Source organism: Parabacteroides sp. KHUB-01 (assembly GCF_056640935.1).
In genome coordinates, this window is sequence record NZ_CM153256.1 from 2,835,375 (window position 1) to 2,859,244 (window position 23,870).

18 protein-coding genes are annotated in these 23,870 nt (G+C 38.8%); 13 read left to right on the forward strand and 5 right to left on the reverse strand.

Translation table 11 applies throughout. From position 1 onward, the window contains the following. Positions 1-13: 13 nt before the first annotated feature. A complete protein-coding gene (locus ACYIAR_RS12105; RefSeq protein WP_480329807.1) occupies positions 14-568 on the reverse strand; it encodes a helix-turn-helix domain-containing protein in 555 nt (184 codons plus the stop codon). Positions 569-850: 282 nt separating this feature from the next. Then, on the reverse strand, positions 851-1,609 hold the full coding sequence (locus ACYIAR_RS12110; protein WP_480329808.1) for a hypothetical protein: 759 nt from the start codon (positions 1,607-1,609) through the stop codon (positions 851-853). A gap of 377 nt (positions 1,610-1,986) precedes the next feature. Between ACYIAR_RS12110 and rfbC the strand changes: the two genes are divergently transcribed. From rfbC to ACYIAR_RS12125, 3 genes are all read left to right on the forward strand, one after another. After that, positions 1,987-2,532 carry a dTDP-4-dehydrorhamnose 3,5-epimerase gene (rfbC, locus tag ACYIAR_RS12115; RefSeq protein ID WP_480329809.1) on the forward strand — a complete coding sequence of 182 codons (546 nt, stop codon included), beginning with the start codon at positions 1,987-1,989 and terminating at the stop codon, positions 2,530-2,532. A 135-nt stretch (positions 2,533-2,667) separates the two neighbouring features. Continuing rightward, positions 2,668-3,810, forward strand: coding sequence for a dTDP-glucose 4,6-dehydratase (gene rfbB / locus ACYIAR_RS12120; RefSeq protein WP_480329810.1), 1,143 nt, complete (start codon positions 2,668-2,670; stop codon positions 3,808-3,810). 95 nt (positions 3,811-3,905) lie between these two features. Next, positions 3,906-4,793 carry a LysR substrate-binding domain-containing protein gene (locus tag ACYIAR_RS12125; RefSeq protein WP_480329811.1) on the forward strand — a complete coding sequence of 296 codons (888 nt, stop codon included), beginning with the start codon at positions 3,906-3,908 and terminating at the stop codon, positions 4,791-4,793. A 14-nt stretch (positions 4,794-4,807) separates the two neighbouring features. On the opposite strand, the gene uraH is transcribed toward ACYIAR_RS12125, so the two are convergent. Continuing rightward, complete coding sequence (gene uraH / locus ACYIAR_RS12130) at positions 4,808-5,221, reverse strand: hydroxyisourate hydrolase (protein ID WP_480329812.1); 414 nt, start codon at positions 5,219-5,221, stop codon at positions 4,808-4,810. Between the two features lie 534 nt (positions 5,222-5,755). Here uraH and ACYIAR_RS12135 point away from each other — a divergent pair. Next, positions 5,756-6,700 carry a YeiH family protein gene (locus tag ACYIAR_RS12135; protein WP_480329813.1) on the forward strand — a complete coding sequence of 315 codons (945 nt, stop codon included), beginning with the start codon at positions 5,756-5,758 and terminating at the stop codon, positions 6,698-6,700. Between the two features lie 557 nt (positions 6,701-7,257). Then, entirely contained in the window at positions 7,258-10,299 is a 3,042-nt protein-coding gene (locus tag ACYIAR_RS12140; protein ID WP_480329814.1) for a DUF6383 domain-containing protein, read from the forward strand. Positions 10,300-10,867: 568 nt separating this feature from the next. Here the strand turns inward: ACYIAR_RS12140 and ACYIAR_RS12145 are convergent. Then, positions 10,868-11,764: an AraC family transcriptional regulator gene (locus ACYIAR_RS12145; protein WP_480329815.1), complete on the reverse strand. Its 897-nt coding sequence runs from the start codon at positions 11,762-11,764 to the stop codon at positions 10,868-10,870. A gap of 270 nt (positions 11,765-12,034) precedes the next feature. On the opposite strand from ACYIAR_RS12145, the gene ACYIAR_RS12150 reads away from it, so the two are divergent. The 8 genes from ACYIAR_RS12150 to ACYIAR_RS12185 all read left to right on the forward strand — a co-directional run bounded on the left by ACYIAR_RS12150 (position 12,035) and on the right by ACYIAR_RS12185 (position 22,693). Next, entirely contained in the window at positions 12,035-13,057 is a 1,023-nt protein-coding gene (locus ACYIAR_RS12150; RefSeq protein ID WP_480329816.1) for an efflux RND transporter periplasmic adaptor subunit, read from the forward strand. 8 nt (positions 13,058-13,065) lie between these two features. Continuing rightward, positions 13,066-16,158 carry an efflux RND transporter permease subunit gene (locus ACYIAR_RS12155; RefSeq protein ID WP_480329817.1) on the forward strand — a complete coding sequence of 1,031 codons (3,093 nt, stop codon included), beginning with the start codon at positions 13,066-13,068 and terminating at the stop codon, positions 16,156-16,158. Positions 16,159-16,188: 30 nt separating this feature from the next. Then, the gene (locus ACYIAR_RS12160; protein ID WP_480329818.1) at positions 16,189-17,469 is read left to right on the forward strand and encodes a TolC family protein; all 1,281 of its coding nucleotides are present in this window, start codon (positions 16,189-16,191) and stop codon (positions 17,467-17,469) included. Between the two features lie 217 nt (positions 17,470-17,686). Next, entirely contained in the window at positions 17,687-18,406 is a 720-nt protein-coding gene (locus ACYIAR_RS12165; protein ID WP_480329819.1) for a nucleotidyltransferase family protein, read from the forward strand. After that, positions 18,403-19,269 (forward strand): ATP-grasp domain-containing protein, encoded by an 867-nt coding sequence (locus ACYIAR_RS12170; protein ID WP_480329820.1) that lies wholly within the window; start codon positions 18,403-18,405, stop codon positions 19,267-19,269. Before ACYIAR_RS12165 ends, ACYIAR_RS12170 begins: the two co-directional genes overlap by 4 nt. A gap of 157 nt (positions 19,270-19,426) precedes the next feature. Then, positions 19,427-20,377, forward strand: a complete 951-nt coding sequence (locus tag ACYIAR_RS12175; protein ID WP_480329821.1) for a CDP-alcohol phosphatidyltransferase family protein — start codon at positions 19,427-19,429, stop codon at positions 20,375-20,377. Positions 20,378-20,567: 190 nt separating this feature from the next. Next, positions 20,568-21,290, forward strand: coding sequence for an HAD family hydrolase (locus ACYIAR_RS12180; protein ID WP_480329822.1), 723 nt, complete (start codon positions 20,568-20,570; stop codon positions 21,288-21,290). 173 nt (positions 21,291-21,463) lie between these two features. Continuing rightward, positions 21,464-22,693: a sugar MFS transporter gene (locus ACYIAR_RS12185; protein ID WP_480329823.1), complete on the forward strand. Its 1,230-nt coding sequence runs from the start codon at positions 21,464-21,466 to the stop codon at positions 22,691-22,693. Between the two features lie 78 nt (positions 22,694-22,771). Here the strand turns inward: ACYIAR_RS12185 and ACYIAR_RS12190 are convergent, their stop codons facing one another. Beyond that, complete coding sequence (locus ACYIAR_RS12190; RefSeq protein WP_480329824.1) at positions 22,772-23,668, reverse strand: PfkB family carbohydrate kinase; 897 nt, start codon at positions 23,666-23,668, stop codon at positions 22,772-22,774. Positions 23,669-23,870: the final 202 nt, after the last annotated feature.

A 23,870-nucleotide genomic window follows, 5' to 3' on the forward strand; every position in this document is an offset into this window, starting at 1 on the left:
TTGTCCCCTATAACTACATAATCATTGCCAAAAAACAAACCTTTTCGCCATCGAGAGCCTTCATCCCGTGCGGAAGTTCGGAATTGAAATAAATACTGTCTCCTTCTTCAAGGATAAGCTCCTTGCCGTTTATACTCAGCAGAAGGCGTCCGCTCAGAACCATATTGAATTCCTGTCCCGGATGAGAATTAAGGAACATCGGTTCGTCTTCTTCCTTCGGATGAACAGTCACCAGGAACGGATCAGCCTTTCTTTTGCTGAATCCTGCTGCAAGAGACTGATATTTATAAGCTTTCACTCTTTCGACTGTTATGCCTTTTCCCTTACGGGTAACAAAATAGCTGTTCATTTTAGGTTCGTCGCCAAACATCAGAGTTGTCAGCTCGATGTTGAAATGATGTGCAATCTGATATAGAACACTTACTGAAATATCAACTGTTCCGCTTTCAAGCAGAAGATATTCTTCAGTAGTCAGATTACATATTTTTGCCATTTCTTCCGGCGTAATCTCCAATGCGTCGCGCAAACCGATTAGGCGTGTCGCTATTTGTTTTATTTCTTCATTCATAGATATTGCTACTTAAGATTAAAACTTTGTATTTTGTAAGCTCTTTGTGTAGGTAACAAGTTAACGAGATAACGAGCTGATAAGGAAAAAGAAAATATTTCAGCCTTGTCAACTTGTCTCTGAAGCCTCGTCGCTTGTCAAACTGAGCTTATTGCGAAACTTTAAAAAACCATTATCCCAAAGGTAAGAAAAAACTACAGATTTACTTAATATTTAGGTGTTATTTTTACAAAATAACTGTTTTTACTCATTAGCTGTGTCACTAAGTAATCCTATGTCATTCTAAACTAATAAATAAGTAAGCTCAGCCAGTATTCTCTGATACGGCGTGATACTTTCCGGGCGGAGCAGCGAACCATCATCGTGATGCATATCACCTTTCACCGGCAGACAGACGCTAAGGCAAGGAGTTGCCGGGAAAATATTTTCAACTCCTTTACTGTAATCCCATGTTTCGTCCGGCTCTGCATCATGAACGAACACGCAAGGCAAATCACTTTCCTGAATTTTGCTGATAATGCGGAAACCACTCAGAATGTCAAATCCTTTGTCATTCTCAATCGTAAAAGCAGCTTCGTCGTCCCAGCCCTCGTTAGTCGTGTCCGTAACAATCACGCTTACCGGAGCAATATTGTTTTCTCCACACCAATGCATCACTTCCACAGCGCCGCCGGAGTTTTTCTCCTCGTCGCCCGTAAAGGCAATTATCGTATTTGCCGGAAATTTCTCATTTATCATAAGGTCGATAACGGCTGCATTTGTAGCACTGTTGTCCCACGTTCCCAGCCACATTCCGTTTTCCTCTTTCGAGAAACATTTTGAATGGACGCAGTCGATATGCGATGAAACCAAAAGTACATCTTCTTCTCTGTCGAAATCCCGATGAGCGAATATCAGCGAAAGATTTCCTTCATATATAATATGGTAAGGTGATTCAGCAAGCAATTCTTTTATGGCGTTTACTCTGTCAGCACAGATGAAATGTTCACCATTGTCCTTGCAGTCGCATGTCACTTTTTTCAGTAATTCCCAGAAAAACATATTATTATATATTCGTTTAAACTAATGTCAATTCATAAACTTTAAACACGAAGTTATGCAATTTTTCCGTTTAAAATACGTTTTATATAAAGAGCTGTAAAATAAAGATTTACATTTTCATCGTATTTCTATGCGTTGGAAAACTTTTTTCATAATATATGAAACAAAATTTTCATCGTGATGAAAAATAATTTTCATAATATATGGAAAAAGTTTTTCATAATATATGGAACATTTGTTTCACGTGCATGAATTCCCCGGATATGCCTGAGTAATTGGTATTTTTACAATACTCGCATAAAAATCGGATAGTTTTATGTAAATTTGAACCCAACTATCCGGTATAACTCCGGGTATCAAATAAAAACATTACAATAATGAATTTCATACAGACAGAAATAGAAGGCGTTTGGATTATCGAACCTCGTGTTTTTAGCGACGCAAGGGGATATTTCATGGAAGCATACAAACAGAGCGAATTTGAGGAACATATCGGAAAGGTTGACTTTATTCAGGACAACGAATCTTGTTCCAGCGCAGGCGTGTTGCGTGGTTTGCATTATCAGCTTGCCCCATATGCGCAGGCAAAGTTGGTGAGAGTCATAAAAGGATGCGTGGTTGATGTTGCTGTAGATATCCGTAAAGGCTCGCCGACATTCGGCAAATATGTAGCTGTTGAACTTTCTGAAACCAACAAGCGCCAGCTTTTCATCCCTCGCGGCTTTGCCCACGGTTTTATGGTGAAAAGCGATGAGGCAATATTCACATATAAGGTGGATAATGTTTATATGCCGTCTCACGAACGTTCAATCCGTTTCGACGATCCGGAAATCGGTATCGACCTCGGCGTAATAAACTTTGCAGAAGCAAATCTGTCGGAAAAAGATAAGAAGGCTCCGTTTCTTAGGGAGGCAGAGATTTAAAGGGATTAAGAAGTTAAGGAGTTAAGTAGTTAAGTAGTCAAGTAGGAATTTCCGATTTTCTGTAACCTTGTCAACTTGTTAACTTGTCAACTCGTTTCCTCATCAACTCAAAAACTTAAAAACTCATAAACTCAAATGAATACCTACTTAGTAACCGGTGCCGCCGGCTTTATCGGAGCGAATTTCATAAAATATATGCTTTCGCGATATGAAAATATTAAAATTGTGGTATTGGATTTGCTGACTTATGCCGGCAACTATGCTACAATCGAAAGTGATGTGGACAACAAACGCTGCTTTTTCGAGCATGGCGATATTGTGGACCGCGCATTTGTGGAATCTCTGTTCGAAAAATATCAGTTTGATTGCGTTGTGAATTTCGCAGCCGAAAGTCATGTGGACCGAAGCATCGAGAATCCGCAATTGTTTCTTCAGACAAATATCCTCGGTACTCAGAATCTTTTGGACGTGGCTCGCAAATTCTGGGTTACAGGAAAAGATGAAACTGGATATCCGCTGTGGAAGGAGAATGTCCGTTTCCATCAGGTTTCAACAGATGAAGTCTATGGAAGTCTCGGCGCAGAAGGTTTTTTCACTGAGAAAACTCCTCTGAATCCTCATAGTCCTTACAGTGCGTCAAAGACAAGTGCCGACCTTTTCGTCCAGGCATATTTCGACACATATCACATGCCGGTGACAATCACCCGCTGCTCAAACAACTATGGTCCGTATCATTTCCCGGAAAAACTTATCCCTCTTATTATCAAGAATATTCTTGAAGGAAAATCTCTTCCTGTATATGGCGACGGAACTAACGTTCGCGACTGGCTTTATGTGGAAGACCATTGCAAGGCTATTGATATGGTGTTGCAAAAGGGCAGAACCGGCGAAGTATATAATGTTGGCGGACACAACGAGAAACAGAATATCGAAATCGTAAAACTTACGATTGCCACAATCCGCAACCTGATGACTGAGAATCCTGAATATCGCCAGGTCCTGAAGAAAAAGGAAATAGGTGAGGACGGACAGATTTCTATCGACTGGATTAACGACAGTCTGATTACTTTCGTCAAGGACCGTCTTGGTCATGACCAACGTTATGCCATCGACCCGACTAAGATTTCTACCGAACTTGGCTGGACTCCGGAAACTTCCTTCGAAGTTGGCATTGTAAAAACTATCCGTTGGTATCTGGAAAACCAGTCTTGGGTTGAAGGTATTACCGGTGGGGAATATATGGTTTATTATGAGAGGATGTATGGGGGAAGAAGTTAAGGAGTCAAGGAGTTAAGTAGATAATACTTGTTTCCTGTAGCCTTGTCAACTCGTCAACTAAAAAACTCATAAACTAAAAAACTCAAAAACTAACAATGGATTTCCGTCTCAAAGTATTCCACTGCGTAGCAAAGAACTTGAGCTTTACAAAAGCATCGAGGGAATTGTTTATCAGCCAGCCGGCGATAAGCAAACATATTCACGAGCTGGAGGTGCTTTATAACACTCAGCTTTTCGAGAGAACCGGAGGACGCATACGTCTTACGGCTGGAGGCGAATTGCTTCTTTCGCACGCTCAGAATATATTGTCGGCATATCGTCAGATGGAATTTGAGATGAATCTCCTTACAAATAATTTCACCGGCGAATTGAAGATAGGCGCCAGCACAACAATTGCTCAGTATGTGCTGCCGCCTGTCCTTTCGTCGTTCGTGAAGAAATTCCCGAATATCAAGGTCTCGCTGATGAACGGAAACAGCCGTGAGATTGAGCAAGCCTTGCAGAATGGAAATATAACTTTGGGATTTGTTGAGGGAAATGCTCGCCAAAGTTCGCTCCATTACAGACCTTTCCTCAAGGACGAACTCGTTGCCATAACCAGTATAAACAGCAAATATGCAGCCTACGACGAGATTGATGTTTCCCAACTCCAGTCTTTCCCTTTGGTGTTGAGAGAAAATGGTTCGGGAACTCTCGATGTCTTTGAAGCAGCATTGGCAGAGCATAATATAAAATTATCGTCGCTCAATGTCCTTATGCAGCTAGGCAGCACCGAGAGCATAAAACTTTTCCTTGAGAGCAGTGACGCTTTGGGCGTTGTTTCAGTCCGTGCCGTTTCACGCGAGCTTATGGCCGGCAGACTTAAAATCATAGACGTTGAAGGACTGAAAGCCGAGCGAATGTTCTCAATCGTCCTTCCTCAGGGAGCGCATGGCGGATTGGAAGAAAGCTTTATCCGTTTTGCGGAGAATGCAGTGGGGTAAAAATTACCCCATCATTAACTTCCCCTGTAAGTCGAATATCCGAAAGGAGAGAGAGTTATAGGTACATGATAATGATTATCATCCTTTATCTCGAACACTACATCAATATAAGGATAGAAAGTTTCCTGCGACTTTGATTCGAAATATGGAGCCACATTATAAGTAAGCTTGTATATTCCTTTATTATTGTTATTTTCTTCTAGAAAATCCTTAACACGTCCGTTTTCGTCCGTAAATCTTTCTTCTACCACATTCCATGTGTTGTTCCCTTTGTCGAATTTTGACAAAATAATCTTAACGCCCGCAGCCGGCTTTCCTGAATTTATATCAAGAATATGGCTTGATAGCTGATAGTTTTTTGTCTGTGCAAATGCATTTGCAGAAAACAGTAACGCGGCAAAAGCCATTGATAATAATTTTTTGTTCATCTTTAGTTTATTTTAAGTTGTTTGTAAATAAGGTCTTAGGCAATATAGTGATATTGTTTGAGGAAAGCAAGTTTAGGGAACGAGGGAACAAGGGAACAAGTTGACAAGATGGATAATCATTTTGCCTGAAAGCCTTACATTATATATAGTAGTGCATCTCTTTATGTTTAGATATATACATTATTGATCAGCACCTTCTGAGCTAACTTATTCCGCTTTTTGGCTGAAGGCCTTTAATTTTACAGCGTAGGGCAACGCCCTACGTTTTTGACCGTCACATACTTAAGCGCCCTGGAAGGGCATAACTTCCCTCAGTTCCGCCCCTTCAGGGCTTATTATAGGGTATAACCCTTGAAACACAGGGCGTTGCCCTGTGCTATATAATTTAAGGCTTTCAGCCAAATCTTAACTCCTCAACTTCTCCTCTATAACCTCCAGTTATACCCTATCCCCATTTATTATAAAAAACCATGCTATAAAACATATATCTTTGCACTCGGAAAAGAAAAAAGAAATAATTAAAACGATACAAAGATGAACGCGATTGAAACATTTTTGCACAATTACAACAAACCATTATTTGTGGTTCTCTTCTTGGCATGTCTGTTACCTTTTGTTTCTCCGGCAGTAGCATTGTTCACCGGATTGGCATTTGCATTGTTCGCAGGACAGCCATTTCCCAAATTCAGTAAGAAAACATCAAAATATTTGCTTCAGTTCTCAGTCGTAGGTCTGGGATTCGGAATGAACCTTCACGAATCATTGAAAACAGGAAAAGACGGAATGATATTCACCATCGTATCAGTTATCTCAGTTCTGATAATAGGAATGTATTTGGGAAAGAAACTGATGATGGACCGCAAGACAGCATATCTTATCTCAGCCGGAACAGCAATCTGCGGAGGAAGCGCCATTGCAGCCGTTGCACCGGTGTTGAAAGCCAACGACAATGAAATGTCAATGTCACTTGGCACAATCTTTATCCTTAACGCAATTGCCCTTTTCGTTTTCCCTCCAATCGGTCATTTATTGGGAATGACACAGGAGCAGTTCGGTATGTGGGCAGCAATTGCCATTCACGACACAAGTTCAGTTGTAGGTGCCGGAGCAGCATTCGGCGAGAAAGCATTGGAAATCGCAACAATGGTCAAGCTCACCCGCGCTCTTTGGATTATCCCGATGACAATTGCCACAATGTTTATATTCAAGCAGAAAGATGCCAAAATCAATATTCCTTGGTTTATTTTCTACTTTGTGTTGGCAATGATAGCAAACACATATCTTCCAATCCCTGAAATAGCATCAACATCTCTGGTTTGGCTAGCCAAGAAAGGATTGACAGTGACATTGTTCCTTATCGGTGCAGGTTTGTCCCGCCAGGTTATCAAGCAGGTTGGTATTCGTCCGATGATTCAGGGAGTAGTTCTTTGGATATTCATTGGGTTGATAAGTCTTGGGGTTGTGATGTTGGTTGAATAACCCCACACCTTCATACAACAAACCTCAGTTTTTGTCTATTAATCTGCATATATTGGAAAAAAATGTTGCTTTTCCCTTGCAGATTAATATTTACTCCTTAACTTTGCAGCAATTCCATTAGGCAGATAGCGTTCTGCACTTGAGGAAGTACATATTTATGTAAGCATTTTATGGTGATTATTCCTGGATAGAAATCTGGAAAATTTTTAGAGAACGGAATGATAGACAACATGAAATGCTTGCGCTTGACGGATTATATGACTTTTGTCGTATCTGTTCGTGTATATATTCATATACAATAGCTCCATAATATTATGGGGGAAGTGTATATAGTATATGCATTTCTACGGGTGCAATATATAACCGAATAAGCGCAGGCTGTTGTTTTATATTATTGTTCTCACGGCTTTCCAGAGCCTCTATTCAAATAATATATACAACGTCTGCGCTTTTTTTATGTTCATACGTAATCAGAGTTTAAGATGCTGAACCATCAATGCTTCATTTTACTAATAGACATGAACTAATTTTTATTCACATTTTAAATTTTAATTATTATGAACAAGAAATTTACTTTTATGGTGGCTGCGTTGTTGGCTGCTGGTGGATTTTCTGTAAATGCTGCAAATTTGCTTAACAAATCAACTGCAGCTACTGAAGTGACTTCAGGAAAATCTTATTATGTGGTGTTTGATGATAATGGAAAGTTGGATGCTTCTGCTTTTGCATTAGGTTTTGCAAATTCTAGCACTGATGGTAATGTTGATGTATTGGTTAGAGAATATAATTCTGGATTTGCTGCAGGAACTGCAACTGATGCTAATTATCTTTGGAAAGTAACATCTAAAGTTGAAAATAATCAAACTTATTATTCTTTCTATAATGAGGAAACTGAGTGTTATTTAGCTTTTGCTACAGGAACAATTAATTCACCTGTTTTAGTTAAAGCTGATGCTGTTGATGCAAAAAGTAATATTTGGTTTACTTGGGATGTTGCTAAAACAGGTGATGTTCTTGCTGGTACTTATAATGGTGGAGATAATTCATTGAAGCAAGGTAGTAATGTTCTAAAATTATCTGCAGAAAAAAAAGCTGAATTAGCTATTGATGCTTCATCTACAGATGATAATATTTATTTGTTTGAAGTAGCGGAACAACCTGCTAGTGCTGCAACTTTGAACTTAACAATGGCTGGTGATGGCTTCTCATTTGCTCCGGTAAATGACAAAACTCCGGTTGATGATGAAAATAATATTTTCTCTAAACCTGTAAAGGCATTCCAAGTTACAAAAACTGAAGCTGATGAACAGACAATACCTGCAGGTATGTATTTTGCTACAGAATGGCCTGAGGAATTGAATGGACTAGATGCTTTTGGTGGTGGTTCAAAAGATTCAGAAGATGCAAGAGAAGCTTTATCTTTGTTCGAACAGTGTACTTTTATCGCTGTAGCTCCAAATCAGTCATATGAAACATCTTCAGTTTCTGCAAATGGTTTGAAACTTATAGAAGTTGCTGGTAGTGAATTGGTAAAATACGATCAGTCTGAAAAAGAATATGCAACAAAGGGTGATGCTGTATATGTAGGTAATGCATCATTTACAGCTACTGTGCAGAATCCAGAAGCTGAAAAAGCTGCAGACTATCAATATACATTGAAAGTTTCAGATATTCGTTATGAGAAAGAAGCAGGAAAGGAACATGCTAAAACTGGAGTTGCTATTGCTGTAACTAAAATTGCTGGTACATATTATGTAACTACAGATTCTCAGGCAACTGCATTCAAGACAGTTGATTCAACAGTAGCTGATCCATTATCTTTTGTTGCTGATGAAAAGATGCCTTCTATTTACAATATTCAGTTTGTAAGTGGTGAAGATAAAGATGCTGCAACTTCAGAATATGGTAAATATTTAGGTGTAGGTATAAAAAATACAAACTTTGAATTTGTAGCACAGGGTGAAGCTCTTGTTGATTTGGACGCTCCTCAATATCGTTTTGTAGTTTCTGCAGTTAATACAAGCGACAAATCTTTGACTTTGACAAACTGGGAAACAGGTAAAGCTTTGTCTGTGAAGTTGTATGAAGTTAAAGATGGTGTTTATCGCATTAAAGGCACTACTGAGAAAGTACAGATTGCAAATGAAGATGTTGTTGATGCATCTAAATATACTCAGAGTGACTTGAAAGATATGGAAATCACTTTGACTCGTGTTGATGCGGCTCCGACAGCAGGTTTCTTGGTGAAAGAAAAAGATAATAATGAACCATTTAAGATTTCTTTTGCAACAACAGAAACTTCTGATGAACGAGTTTATGTAGCTGAAAATTTGAAAACAACAACTGATGAGACTGATTTGACTTTATCAGATGACGCTGGTGATGCTATTCAAGTTGTTTTTGAACCTCAGTTAAATCCTGGTGGTAAATTTGAAAATAATATTACAACATCTAAGACTTCATATATTTATAAAGATGAGGATGGTCGAAAATTGACTGCTTCAGCATATATGGGTACTTATTATAAGTATAAATTGCGTGTAGTTGGTACAGAAAATAAATATATTGAAGAGTCTGGAGATACTTGGAAAATAGGAGCAACAGGAACTACTTATATTGCAAAAACAAATGCTGAAGGTTCAGTTTCATTAATGGAGAAAGTAGGTAGTACTGCAGAATCTGAAAAAGAAGTAACTGTTGCAAATAATAAAATAAATACCAATATTAAATTGGGTTATTTGGTTCCTAATAGCGACAATGGTACAATTAGTAAAGCTGTAAGCTTGTTCTTAGAAGCTGAAGAATTAGGCTTAAGTTTAGCTGCAGAACCAGTTCATGTTTCATTGGAAAATGAAAGAGGTGGTTTTATGAATGTTAATGAATCTAATGAAGGTGTAATTGCAATTCGTACAGAAGCAGCTGAAGATTTGACATTCTGGTTGGATACTACAGATTCTAAAGCATTGATACCTTCATTCTATATTTCTAAAGGTGGTAAGTTTATGTATAACTCTGCCGATTCTGCTAAGATTGGTGTACCTAATAAAGAAAATGCTAAATACATCGTATCTGTAAATAGCAAGGATGCAGCAAAAGCAATCTTTAAAGCAGGTGAGTTGGTTGATTCTGAAACATTGAAGACTACCGTAGATAAGAAAGAAACTACAGTTAAGGTTAAAGCTGATCAGAACAAGGGTATCTTGGGTGGTTTGAAGAACTTCCAGTACAATATCGTTAAACCAAATGATACAGAAGATAACTATGTTATCCGTTCTGCAAATGATAATAGATATTTGACAAGTGTTAATAATGTATTAGCATTCATTTCTGATAAAGACAACGCAATGCGCGTAATCGTTGAAACTCAGTCAGCTCCAACTTCAAACGAAGGTGTATCTGCTACAGAAGTTAAAGTTGTTGCTAACGAAGGTTCAGTAGTAGTTAAGAACGCCGCTGGTAAGAACGTAGTAGTATCTACAATCTTAGGTCAGGTAGTAGCTAACGAAGTATTGACATCAGATAACGCAACAATCAACGTTCCTGCTGGTATCGTAGTAGTTGCTGTTGAAGGTGAAAGCTTCAAAGTAAATGTAAAATAATTCAGGTAACAAGTTGACGAGTTGACAAGTTAACAAGGTTTAGACTAGTTACAAGTCAATAAGTCAAAAGCTTGAAGCTTGAAAAGAACAATAGGCGGGAGCGGAAAGACTCTCGGGAAAAATAGGCCCGCTGAATCTTACTGCTCCCGTTCTTTTTAAAACAATAATCCTTGGCGGTTGTAGCTGATGAAAGAATAAAAGATATTAAGTAGCCCGTGATGGGTGAACACTTTTAATTTTTAGTTATTAATAATAATAGTGTAATTTAAAAGTTCTAATATCTATTCGCTGAAGTAGTTTCGTGAGAAGTGAAAGAATGGATTAAAAAATTAAATGTCAAAAGAAAGGCTGTTTCTCTTATGAGGAGCAGCCTTTTGTATTAAACACGGAGACGCTGAGGCACAGAGGAAATATTAAGAGAAAAATATAAAAACTCTGTGTCTTGGTGTCTCCGTGTTTATGTTAAAATATTGGTCCGAACCTACGTCAAATTGGGGCAATATATATTCCGCCGTGGGGCCGTATATATTTCTCCGTAGGTCCGGACCTGTTTAAACCATATTATTCATCACTCTTTCCTCGCATACTTCTCCCTATAAGCTTTGGGCGACATACCGAGATTAGCTTTCACATATTTGCCGAAGAAAGAAAGGTCGGGGAATTTCAGTTCGTTGGAAATTTCCTTGATACTTTTGTCCGGTCTCTTGAGTAAAAATTCGATATCTTTCACAATGCATCTGTTTATAAGTTTGGATGCCGTTTCACCACACTGGTTTTTGCAGATGAAGGACAGGTATTTGGGAGTAATACAAAGCTTTTCTGCATAGGAAGAAACTTTCCTTTCTCTTGGATATGAATTAGCTAGAAGTTCAAGGAAATTATTGAACATATTCTCAGCTGAGTTATACGACTGATATTTGAAATTTTTAATCTTTTCGATTACCAGTAAAAACTCCAGGGTGAAAGCATTAAGCAGACTGCCATTGATTTCTTTCTTGAACTTTGTCTGCTTCTTTAGATTATCCCTGAACAGTTTGAAGTATAAAAGGAACTTTTCGATGTCTTCTTCTTCCAGAGAAATAACAGGATTCTTATCAAGGAAAACTTTTAAGTCCCAGCTTTGAGGAGAAATGATATTGACCTGTTTTACGTAATCGCTGCTGATTATGAATCCGGAGCATTTGAAATCTATGCTCAGAAGGGCCTCTTCAAGTATAACATTAGGATGAGAAATGAATAAATCGTTTTTATGCAGATTTATTGTATTGTCATTTATATGTATTGAAGCCTTACCGTTCAGGCAAACTGCAATTATGTAAGAATCGTTTTTGATACCTTTATCGGGGAACGATCTGTGATTAAGCTCTTCAATTACCAGAATCTTATTTTCGGCATATTCCGCATTGTCTTTTAGGAAGTCGCTTAAATTATTTTTGTTGAAATTTTCGTTGTTTTCGTTTTCCATAAAATGTCAATGATTTTGTTGCGAAGTAAACTATTTTCTTCCTATAAGAAATGTGTGTTAGGTATTAAAAACTGTCCGATATTTCTTATATGAAATTTGTAAGGAAAAATCAACCAGTCTTTCGGAAAAATAGATTTCGATACAACCACGGATAGATAGTTTTTTTGCACTCGGTTTTTAAAGTAGTTTTTAGTTAATGTTTCGCATTTCCCCTTTATATCATGCGGCTTTTGCCAAAGGAAAGTTGCGGAACTTCAATAAGAAGAAGTTATGAAAACAAATCTTTATGGTATTTTATTGTTATCGGTTGTCTTTTCCGGTTGTAGTGGTGAAAAATCAGAAGTGGTAAATATTTCTGAACCGGTAAATGTGAAAGTAAGAAAAGTGGTGACGGATAATCTGGCGAAAAGCTATAGTTATTCCGGAACTGTTGAGGCGAAAAATGTAACTTCTTTGAGTTTTCCCGTGATGGGAACAATAGAGAAAATGCTGGTTGAGCCCGGAATGCGTGTGAGCAAAGGTCAATTGCTGGCTACCGTAAATTCAGCTTCGATGGGAAGCAGCTACAAGGCAGCCAAATCTGCGCTTGAACAGGCTGAAGATGCTTATGCCAGAATGAAAGAACTGTATGACAAGGGAAGTCTTGCCGAAGTGAAATGGGTTGATGTAAAGACAAAACTCCAGCAGGCTCGAGCTATGGAAGAAATGGCAAAAAAAAATCTGGAAGATTGCTGTCTGTTTGCTCCTTTCAATGGTATAATATCAGAGAAAATTGCCGAAAGCGGACAGAACACTGCTCCTGGTGTTCCGGTTGTGAAGATTATTTCGGGCAATGAAGTGAATGTGAAGATAGCAGTTCCCGAAACAAATATATCAAACGTAGCATTGCGACAGAAAGCAATGATTTCTGTTCCGGCAATCGGAAAAGATTTCGAAGGTACAGTGGTGGAAAAAGGTGTTCAGGCGAATCCTTTCAGCCGTTCGTATGACGTTAAAATATCTATTGCCAACAACGGCGGAGAATTGATGGCTGGAATGATTACGGATGTTGTCCTGCTGTCGGGCGATACAGTAACATGCCATAAGTTGCCTGTGCAATCTTTGCTGATTGACGAGAACAACAACCATTTCGTATGGATTAGCAATAACGGAAAGGCTGAAAAGAGACTGGTGGAATGCAGCGAATTTGTTTCGGATGGTGTTATTGTCAGTTCCGGACTGAAGAATGGCGATGAGGTGATAGTTGAAGGACAGAATAAAGTGTGTGAAGGAACTTCGGTTTCAATAAAATAAGAAATTCTATGGACAAGAAACGTAATATGGTTGAATGGGCAATGCATTATCGCCAGATTGTCATTCTGATAATGTGCTGCCTTATTGCATTCGGTATATATAGTCTGCCGGAAATGCAAAAGAATGAATTCCCGGATTTTACTATACGTCAGGGAATGGTTATAGCCGTAGCTCCGGGAAACACTGTTGACGAAATGGTTGCGCAAGTAACCAAGCCTCTGGAAGATTATATTTTCTCATATAAGGAAGTGAAGAAAGAGAAAACTTTCTCCACAACAAGAGACGGAATCACTTTCATCCAGGTTGAGCTAAACGACGAATTGAACAATAAAGATGAATTCTGGAGCAAATTCAAGCACGGAGTAAGCGTGTTTAAATCGCAATTGCCGTCGAATGTACTTGCTATCCAGGTGATGGATGATTTCGGAGACACTTCTGCCTTGCTTATAACAATGGAAAGCGAAGATAAAACTTATCGCGAACTGCATTCATATATGGACAAGCTCAAGGAACGTCTTCGCAAGATAAACAGCGTTGGCAGAATGACAGTGAGCGGCGAGCGCCAGGAGCAGATATCCATATATCTGGAGCCGGCAAAGCTCTCCAAATATGGACTTAATGAGCAGATGATAGCAGCAAATCTGTTTACCAAAGGATTTGTGACAACCGGCGGAAGAATACAGACTCCGCAGTATATTCTGCCAATCCATGTTGAGCCTTCATTCAACACTTTGTATGACGTGCAGCAACAGATAGTTTACAGTGATCATCTTGGCAATAATATAAGACTGAAAGATGTGGCACGAGTGGTTAAGGAATATCCTCATGCCGACAGCTTTATCAAGAACAATGACACCAAATGTATACTGCTGAGTCTGGAAATGAAGAAAGGTAAGAACATTGTGAAAATGGGCGAGGATGTCAACAATGTTCTGGAAGAATTCAAGAAGGAATTGCCGGAGGATGTAAATATGTATCGTATTACAGACCAGGCAAAGGTCGTTGGCGAGAGTGTAAACTCTTTCCTGAAAGAGTTGCTTATTGCCATCGTGGCTGTAGTCATTGTTGTGGTGATGCTGATGCCTCTGAAAGTGGCACTTGTTGCAGCTTCGACAATTCCTATAACAATATTCATATCGCTGGGAATATTCTATGCGCTGGGAATAGAGCTTAACACAGTAACCTTAGCTGCATTGATTGTAACGCTTGGAATGATTGTGGACAATTCAATAGTAATTATCGACAATTATCTGGAAAAGATAGGCGAGGGAGTTTCGCGCTGGCACGCCTCAATTCAGAGTGCCACACATTTCTTCAAGTCTATATTCTCGGCAACAATGGCAATCAGTATAACATTTTTCCCATTCCTTATTGTTATGAAGGGAATGATACATGATTTCCTTCTGAGTTTCCCTTGGGCAATTACAATAATATTGGGAATATCACTGATGGTGGCAACATTGCTTGTCCCGTTTATGCAGTACTGGTTCATCCGCAAGCCGATAGATAACTCCAGAAAGAGTTTTTCTGTCCTTGATTTGTTGCAGAAATATTATAACAAACTTCTTGAAATATGCTTCACTTATCCGCGCACGACAATTGCCGGAGGTGTGCTTTCCGTAGTGCTTGGTGTTGTGCTTATGGGTAAACTACCTCAAAAGCTGATGCCTACGGCAGACCGTGACCAGTTTGCTGTTGAGATATATTTGCCGACAGGAACAGCGGTTGAGAAAACAGAAGTTCTGGCTGACAGTATTGCCGATATTCTGAGAAAGGATAACAGGATTCTCTCTGTTTCGTCTTTCATAGGAACTTCTTCTCCTCGATTCCACACTGCCTACGCTCCGCAATTGGGTGGAACTAATTATGCGCAGCTGATTGTGAACACAACGGGAAATGCTGAGACTGTTGAAATCCTGGACGAATACACTCCGCTCTATACAAATGCTTTTCCCGAAGCAAGGGTAAGATTCAAGCAAATAGGCTTCAGTCAGGCTGTATATCCGATTGAGCTCAGACTAAGCGGCGAGAATCTGGATTCATTGAAATATGCAGCAGATAAATATTTGTCTTTGCTCAGAAGTTTCCCGGAAACATTGCTTGCCCAGACTAATTATAGCGAACCGCAGACTGCTGCTCGCATAGTCTTGAAAGAAGATGAGGCTTCGCGACTTGGCGTGAACAATATGCAGCTCGAAACAACTTTGGCAATGCGCTATGGCAATGGAGTTTCGCTGACAAATGTTTGGGAAGGTGATTATGATATTCCTGTTGTTCTGAAAAGTGAAAAGGCAGACAAGTCTGATTATAATGAACTGGACGACGAGCTTATCCCGGTTTCCGGCGGCCTGGCTTCCGTTCCTCTTTCACAGATAGCCGAAATCAAGCCTGTTACTAAAGACGGACAGATTGTGCGCCGCAACGGAATATACACAATAACAGTTATGTCCGACCTGAGACGTGATGTGAATTCAACAGCATTCATAAAAACAGTCCAGCAGAAACTGAAGGAAATTCCTCTGCCCGAAGGAGTGACCTTAAACTATGGCGGTGATTTGGAACAGGACACAGAAAACCAGCCTCCAATTATGGCGGCTCTTTCAATAGCAGCATTCATAATATTCTTTATCCTGCTTGCTCATTTCCGCAGAATAAGCATTGCGCTGCTGATTTTCGTCAGTATGTCGCTGTGTATTTTCGGAACAGCAGCCGGAGTTCTGATTCAAGGTGTGGATTTTGGTATGACAAGCACTCTTGGTATAATCAGCTTGATGGGAATTGTTGTCCGCAACGGAATTATTATGATTGACTATGCTGAAGAATTGAGAGAAAAAGAGAAAATGTGCGTCAGGGATGCAATCTATCATTCTGCCCAGCGACGAATGAGACCGATATTCCTTACATCAATGGCTGCCTCAATGGGCGTCATACCAATGATTCTTGGAAAGAGCGGATTGTGGATGCCGATGGGAACAGTTATTTGTTATGGTACAATAATAACAATGTTCTTCCTTCTTACAGTTCTTCCTGTCAGCTATATGATGATTTTCCGGGGAACAACAAAGAAGAGAATTGCTTATGAGGCATTGGAAAGAGAATGACATGAGTGTATGAGTTAAAAACAAGTAGTTATGAAAACAAACAAGTATATTATCTATTTTTCATTGTGTCTTGCTTTCGTGCTTCCTGTTCAGGCACAGAAAGCATACACATTGGAAGAATGTATCCGCGAGGCTTTGAGCAATAACACGAAAATGAAGAACTCAAGGAATGATATCGACATGGCAGAACATGACAAGAAGGAAGCTTTCACAAAGTATTTCCCTCAGATTAGTGCTGCCGGAAGCGGATTCATAGCCAATGAAAGCCTTGTGCAAATGGAAATGGCTCCCGGACAAAAGATGTCGATGCTGAAAGACGGACTTATGGGCGGTGTGACTGCTGCTTTGCCTTTGTTCACCGGCGGACAGATTGTCAACGGAAACAAACTTGCCGACGTTGGTGTTGAAGTGAAAAAACTGCAGCACAAGATGACCGACAATGAAGTGGCTCTTACAACGGAAAACTATTTCTGGCGTATTGTTATGCTGAAGGAGAAAATAAAGACAGTGGAAGCTGTGCATAATCAGCTGGAAAAACTGTTGCAGGACGTTCAGGCTTCAGTTGATGCCGGACTGACAACCAGAAACGACTTGTTGCAAGTGCAACTCCGCATGAATGAAATAGAAAGTTCACGTATTCAGTTGGATAATAATCTGGATTTGTCGCTTAAGCTTCTGGCTCAGTATATCGGTCATGATGACGAGGATTTGGATGTGAGTTTCTCAATCGGCGACAATCTTCCGGAAAAACCTGACAGTTTGTTTTGCAATCACAACACTGCGCTTTATTCTACAAGCGAATATGCCTTGCTGAATCAGAATGTTAAAGCTTCCAGGCTACAGTATAAAATGGAAATAGGAAAGAATCTGCCTACGATTGCTATTGGCGGCGGACTGGTGTATGACAATTTGCTCGGATATGACCAGACTTTCCTTGCCGGATTTGCCACTGTCACTGTTCCTATCACTGCGTGGTGGGGCGGCTCGCATTCCATAAAGAAGCAGAAACTTCAGATTGCAAATGCCGAAAACCAGTTGCAGGATCAGAGCCGTATGCTTATAATACGTATGCAGCAGACATGGGATGATTTGGTGGATGCATATAAGCAAATCGAGATAGCTCATTTGTCAATCGAGCAGGCAACGGAAAATCTGAAACTGAACAAAGATTTCTATTCTGCCGGAACTTGCCCGATGAGTGATTTGCTGGAAGCTCAGACTCTTTTCTCACAAAGCCGCGATAAATATGTTGAGGCTTATACAATGTATGAGATAAAGAAACATGAGTATTTGAATGTGACAGGACGGTAAAAGTAGATATATTGAGGCTATAAGGTGTTAATTTGTCTTTTTTAAATGTTTGTTTCTTAAAAAAGCATGATATTTGCAGTTCTAAAGCTGAAGGACATTCTTATAATGAATGTTAGAGTATGTGTTGTATTTAATAAATTATAATTGATAAATAAGGCCGGTTGGCAAAATTGGATCAGTTCTGATTCAATTTTGCCAACGGATTTTTTTTGTAAATATGGAATTTGCTATTATTTCTGCAGGTGAAGGATCCAGATTATCTCAGGAAGGAGTACAATTGCCTAAGCCATTGGTCCGTATAAATGGAAAGGCTATGATTGACAGATTGATTGATATTTTCATTAATAATGGTGCCGATCATATTGTTGTAATTATAAATAACGAGGTTCAGCAGACAAAAGAACATTTGATGGCTTTGAAGGAAAGAGTGTCTGTACCGATGGACGTAGTTGTAAAAACCACTCCAAGTTCGATGCACAGCTTTTATGAATTGAGCAAGTATCTGAAAGGAGACAAATTCTGTTTGACAACAGTTGATACTATTTTCAGGGAAGATGAGTTTGCCCGTTATATTGATGCATTCAGTAATTCGGATAAGGACGGACTTATGGCTGTAACTGACTATATAGATGATGAAAAGCCTCTATATATATCAACTGACGATAATAAAAAGATAACAGGATTTCACGATTCTAATGAAGGAGGCTGTAAATATATTTCAGGCGGAATATATTGCCTTTCGTCAAAGTCGGTCGGTATATTGGAGAATTGCATCGAAAAAGGAATGTCAAGAATGAGAAATTATCAGAGAGAACTAGTTGCCGGAGGACTTAATCTGGAAGCTTATCCGTTTTCAAAGATTCTTGATGTTGACCATGCAAGTGATATAGTTAAAGCAGAGGAATTTTTAAGTTCAGAAATTGAAAATAAATTATGATTTTGAAAGGTGATAAACTCCGGGTTGTGGGTGTCAGCCGTGGCAATGAGTATTCTCCTAATCATATAGGAAATGATGCGGCTATTTTTACTTTAGTGGCTGATGAGCTTACAAAAAAGGGCTGTGAAGTTTCAATATACCCGGAAAAGGAATTTGTGGCAAAGAATATCGATGCTGATTATGTATTTGATATGGCTAGAGACAGAGCCACAATAAGCCGTCTGAAGGAGATGGAAGATAATGGAACTGTTGTTGTTAATTCTGCTTATGGAATCGACAATTGTGTGCGAAAGCCTATGACAGAAATTCTGCTGGCAAATGGAATACCTCATCCGAAGAGTTTCATACTGAATACTAATGAATATGTTTTCCCTGAAATTTTCCCTTGCTGGATAAAAAGAGGCGATTTGCATGCAATGGTAAAGGAAGACGTCGTTTATGTGGAATGTATGGAAGAGGCAGAGCTGGTAATGGCAGATTTCAGGAAAAGAAATATACCGACGGCTGTCGTAAACGAACATCTTATCGGTGATTTGATAAAATTTTATGGCGTTGCCGGAACAGACTTTTTCTATACTTTTTATCCAACAGAGCAATCGCATAGTAAGTTCGGTCTTGAAGCTATAAACGGAGAAAACAGAGGATATCCGTTTGATAAGGATAAATTGAGAATTATGGCAAATAGCGCAGCTGCTATTCTTAATGTTCCTATTTATGGTGGCGACTGTGTTGTGTCGTCAACAGGAGAAATCAGAATTATTGATTTCAATGACTGGCCAAGTTTTGCAAGATGCCGTGATGAGGCAGCACCTTATATAGCGGAATGTATATATGAGGAGTTAAGGAGTCAAGGAGTTAAGTAGTTAAGAATTTAAGGAGTCAAGTAGTTGAGGAGTTAAGAAGTTTGAAGTTAATAGATTTAATTTTCAATTTTCAATTTTCAACTTTCAATTTACTTGTTTCCTGAAGCCTTGTCAACTTGTCAACTCGTCAACTTTCAATTTACAATTTACAAAAACAATGAATAAAGAAAATAAAGGACTGAAATCCTCTTTCAAGTCTATGGACACGGAGGAATTTCTTGATATTTATTTCAATCGTCCTATAGGATATGCTTGGGCATTGTTCTTCAATAAGTTTAATGTTCATCCTAATGTAGTGACTATTTTTTCCATAATACTTGGTGTTGTGGCAGGTGTAATGTTCTATTATCCTGATATGAAACACACGTTAATTGGTATTTTCCTTTTGATGTGGGCAAATCATTATGACAGCTGCGATGGTCAGCTGGCAAGAATGACGGGGAAGAAGACACGATGGGGAAGAATCCTGGACGGATTTGCAGGCGACTTGTGGTTTATAGTTATTTATGCAGCCATTTGTCTTCGCCTTACGAACGAGCCGTTGCCTTTCAATTTAGGTGGTGCTGATGCCAAATGGGGAATATTCATCTGGATACTTGCTTTTATCTCCGGCGTGTTGTGTCATAGCAAACAATGTACGATAGCAGACTATTACAGAAATATTCATCTTTTCTTCCTAAAAGGCAAATCGGGAAGTGAATTGGATAATTTCCGTCAGCAGCGTGAACTTTTCAACTCTCTTCCTTGGAAAGGTAATTTCTGGTGGAAGGTTTTCCTTTATTTCTATGGTAATTACACAAAGAAGCAGGAGAAAACAACACCAGAATTCCAAAAGTTCTATGCTTTTGTGCAGGAAAAATATGGAGATAATATTCCTCAGGATTTAAGAGACGAATTTAGAGCTATGAGCTTGCCGCTAATGAAATACACCAATATTCTTACATTTAATACTAGAGCCATAGCATTATATATTAGTTTATTGTGTGGTGAGCCTTGGGCTTATTTCATATTTGAAATAACAGTTCTTACGGCTCTTTATATTTATATGGTTTATCGTCATGAATCTATGTGTGCCTTTTTGCTTAAAAAGTATGGCGGGCAGGCATAATTATTTAACTTAAGTTTCGCAAGTTGCTCAACTTAAAAGTTGACAAGGCTTCAGAGACAAGTTAACAAGGCTGAAACACCAGTAACTTTACAATTTATTATCTAAAAACTCTTGTCAACTTGTTTTCTTGTCAACTTGTATCTGTAAATAAAGCTTGCAAATTTGAATAAAAATTTATAATATAATCGTAATGGAAAAGACAGCAATCAAGGGTGTTATATTTGATTATGGTGGAACAATAGATACAAACAGCCGCCACTGGGCAGAAGTTTTATGGGAAAAATATTGTGAAAATGAAGTTCCTGTAGAGAAAAGTGACTTCAGAGAAGCTTATGTATTTGGCGAAAGAAGCCTGGCAAAATTCCCTTATATCAAGCCTGAGCATAATTTCAGGGATGTATTGCATATAAAGGTTGATATTCAGATATCAAATCTTATTGAAAACGGGAAACTGGACAAGGCATTAGCTGAAGAACATGACTATGCTAATAAAATTGCAGATGCATGTTATGACTATGTTCTCAGAACTCTTGACAGAACGCGTCCGGTTGTGAAACAGTTGTCCGAGAAATATAAATTGGTTTTGGTTTCTAATTTTTATGGCAATATAGAAACTATATTGAGAGATTTTTCTCTTTATGATTATTTTAGCGACATTGTTGAGTCAAGTGTTGTCGGTGTCAGAAAACCGGACCCTGCCATTTACAGACTGGGAGTTGAGGCGATGGGATTGCCTGCAGACGAAGTGCTTGTTGTGGGTGATTCTTTCTCCAAAGATGTTGTCCCGGCAAAAACGGTAGGTTGTAAAGTTGCCTGGCTGAAAGGTGAAGGTTGGGGCAATGAGGAAATAGACGAGAGCGTTCCGGATTTGATAATCGAGGATTTGCCTCAGCTTTTGGATTATATATATTAAGTACTGAAGTTTTGGAAGCTCAATGTTTAGTTGACGAGTTGACAAGGGAACAAGTTGACAAGATTCCTTTGATAACGAAGCGGCAAAGTAATATTTGCTTATCCTTGTCAACTTGTATCTTAAGCCTTGTCAACTTTTAACCCGAGCTTGCGAAACTTAAATATCATGTTTTTATGAAGAAAAATAGTGTTGCGTTAGTTGACAGGAAATACCTTCTGCCTTTTGTCATTGTTTCAACTTTATTTTTCCTTTGGGGATTTGCTCACGCCATACTTGACGTGCTTAACAAACATTTCCAGGAACTGCTTGACATAACAAAAGCTCATTCGGCTTTTATTCAGGCAATGATGTATATGGGATATTTTGTAATGGCAATTCCTGCGGGATTGTTTATCTCTAAGTTCGGATATCGCAGAGGTGTTGTTCTTGGACTTATACTATATGGCATCGGCTCACTGATGTTCATTCCGGGACAGTGGTTGATGTCATTCAATTTCTTTCTTGTTTCTCTTTTCGTTATTGGCTGTGGTCTGACTTTCCTTGAAACGGCAGCTAATCCTTATGTCACAGAACTGGGAGCAAGGGAAACGGCGGCAAGCCGACTGAATTTCGCACAATCCTTCAATGGCTTGGGATGTATCTGTGCTCCTATATTGACAGGTGTATTGCTATTCTCGGAAAACGGTGATGCTTCCGGAAACGGAAATGTGGCTCTTCCTTATACAATAATGGGAATTGTTGTTCTCCTTGTTGCTGTGGTTTTCTCAAGAGTGGAATTGCCTGAAATAAAGCATGAGAATGACAATGTAGCTGAGGAAGGAAAATCTACCGGACTTTGGTCTCACAAGTTCTTTGTTTATGGTCTGATAGCATTGTTCGCCTACGAAATAAGTGAAATTTCCATCAACAGTTTCTTTATCAATTATGTGGTGGAACAAGATTGGATGAGTGCGAGAGATGCGTCATTTGTTCTGTCGTTCGGCGGCCTTACATTATTCTTGCTTGGACGATTTATAGGAAGTTATATAATGTGTAAAATCCCGGCAGAAAGACTTCTGCTGATTTGCGCCATAGGTTGTGTTACGGCAATGGTGGTAGTTTTGTCAGACCTTGGAAAAGTTTCTTTGGCAGCTCTGTTGCTATGCTATGCTTTTGAATCTATAATGTTCCCTACAATTTTTGCCTTATCTTTAAGAGATTTGGGTGAGCATACAAAGAAGGCATCTTCATATCTTATGATGTCGCCTATTGGTGGAGTTGTAGGTCCTGTCTTGATGGGACATATTGCAGACTGTTATAATATGTCAATATCATTCATTGTTCCTTGTGTAGGATATGTTATGGTTTTGGCTTATGCTTATAAATATAACTCAAGTTTAGCAAATCGCTCTGTTTTGAGTTGATGCGGTGTCAGATACAAGTTGACAAGGAGAAGTAAAGAAAAGCCTTGTCAACTTGTTCCCTTGTCAACTTGTATCTGCTTATATAATTTCCGGCTTCAACTCACTTTTATTCATAATATCCCAGACCTCATCTTCTGTTCCGCTGAAAGGTCCGTGATTCTGTAGCTTGGCTGTTGAAATAGCAGCAGCAAAACATCCGGCTTCCTGGAATGATGCACCCTGATTCCTCATATAAAGATATCCGGTCATATATGTATCTCCGCAACCTGTTGCGTCAACAACTTCTTTTGGCGGATATGCTGGAATCTTGTAATATACATTATCAGCATAAATAATTGAACCAAGACTTCCAAGTGTGAGCAGAACTTCTTTTACGCCCCAATCAGCAAGTTGTTTGGCTGCTTTTTTGTAATCAGAATATCCTGTAATTATTTCTGCCTCATATTCGTTCACCTTCAATATGTCGATATATTTAAGAGCTTCAATTTTGTTTTCCCAATCAACGGCAATAACTTTTTCGTCTTTTATTTCTCTAAGATATCCTTGAGCATCAACAGAAAGAATTCCTTTTTTTGAAAGCATCTTTATTACGTCCAGTGAGAAATCTTCAGAAGTGAGAGTTCCTAAGTGAAAGAATTTGGCATCTTCTTCTTTAAGATTATCTACGTTGAAAGGGTCAGCTTTTGCCAATACTTTCTGCTTTCTTTCATTAGGATTTTCTCCATAGATATTTTCGAAAAACAATGTTTTCTTACTTGGAAAGACTTGAACGTCTATTCCTTCAGCACGTAAATCTTCAACTGATTTATATTCAGTTTTTGCCAATGATGTTACTAATTTATAGTTACTAGAGTTTTTTAAATTCTTAATGGCATGACTGAAATAAAAAGACGTGCCTCCAGGCATATAAACTGTTTGCTTTGGAGTTACATTTTTATCCAAAGTAATATGCCCTATACAACAAATATCTTTCATAAAATTGTTGACGGAATTAAAATAATAACGACTTGTATTTTTTAATGTTTGATATTCTAATAGCTTAATAGCTTAGAACTGTGATTGCTTTTGTGATTTTACTCAATCGCAAGAACGTGCAAAATTCGTGAATTTTATTGATTCTGACAAGTCTTTTTTTCTCATAAGTTGGTCTTTATGTTAACTGTATGGTAAATTTGAC

What these genes read in the sequence shown, in the direction of transcription:
- rfbC (WP_480329809.1), top strand. Translation starts at nt 1,987, where the DNA reads ATGAATTTCATACAGACAGAAATAGAAGGCGTTTGGATTATCGAACCT.
- ACYIAR_RS12155 (WP_480329817.1), top strand. Translation starts at nt 13,066, where the DNA reads ATGGACAAGAAACGTAATATGGTTGAATGGGCAATGCATTATCGCCAG.
- ACYIAR_RS12180 (WP_480329822.1), top strand. Translation starts at nt 20,568, where the DNA reads ATGGAAAAGACAGCAATCAAGGGTGTTATATTTGATTATGGTGGAACA.
- ACYIAR_RS12160 (WP_480329818.1), top strand. Translation starts at nt 16,189, where the DNA reads ATGAAAACAAACAAGTATATTATCTATTTTTCATTGTGTCTTGCTTTC.
- ACYIAR_RS12175 (WP_480329821.1), top strand. Translation starts at nt 19,427, where the DNA reads ATGAATAAAGAAAATAAAGGACTGAAATCCTCTTTCAAGTCTATGGAC.
- ACYIAR_RS12170 (WP_480329820.1), top strand. Translation starts at nt 18,403, where the DNA reads ATGATTTTGAAAGGTGATAAACTCCGGGTTGTGGGTGTCAGCCGTGGC.
- ACYIAR_RS12145 (WP_480329815.1), bottom strand. Translation starts at nt 11,764, where the DNA reads ATGGAAAACGAAAACAACGAAAATTTCAACAAAAATAATTTAAGCGAC.
- ACYIAR_RS12125 (WP_480329811.1), top strand. Translation starts at nt 3,906, where the DNA reads ATGGATTTCCGTCTCAAAGTATTCCACTGCGTAGCAAAGAACTTGAGC.
- ACYIAR_RS12140 (WP_480329814.1), top strand. Translation starts at nt 7,258, where the DNA reads ATGAACAAGAAATTTACTTTTATGGTGGCTGCGTTGTTGGCTGCTGGT.
- ACYIAR_RS12150 (WP_480329816.1), top strand. Translation starts at nt 12,035, where the DNA reads ATGAAAACAAATCTTTATGGTATTTTATTGTTATCGGTTGTCTTTTCC.
- uraH (WP_480329812.1), bottom strand. Translation starts at nt 5,221, where the DNA reads ATGAACAAAAAATTATTATCAATGGCTTTTGCCGCGTTACTGTTTTCT.
- ACYIAR_RS12165 (WP_480329819.1), top strand. Translation starts at nt 17,687, where the DNA reads ATGGAATTTGCTATTATTTCTGCAGGTGAAGGATCCAGATTATCTCAG.
- ACYIAR_RS12105 (WP_480329807.1), bottom strand. Translation starts at nt 568, where the DNA reads ATGAATGAAGAAATAAAACAAATAGCGACACGCCTAATCGGTTTGCGC.
- ACYIAR_RS12110 (WP_480329808.1), bottom strand. Translation starts at nt 1,609, where the DNA reads ATGTTTTTCTGGGAATTACTGAAAAAAGTGACATGCGACTGCAAGGAC.
- ACYIAR_RS12135 (WP_480329813.1), top strand. Translation starts at nt 5,756, where the DNA reads ATGAACGCGATTGAAACATTTTTGCACAATTACAACAAACCATTATTT.
- rfbB (WP_480329810.1), top strand. Translation starts at nt 2,668, where the DNA reads ATGAATACCTACTTAGTAACCGGTGCCGCCGGCTTTATCGGAGCGAAT.
- ACYIAR_RS12185 (WP_480329823.1), top strand. Translation starts at nt 21,464, where the DNA reads ATGAAGAAAAATAGTGTTGCGTTAGTTGACAGGAAATACCTTCTGCCT.
- ACYIAR_RS12190 (WP_480329824.1), bottom strand. Translation starts at nt 23,668, where the DNA reads ATGAAAGATATTTGTTGTATAGGGCATATTACTTTGGATAAAAATGTA.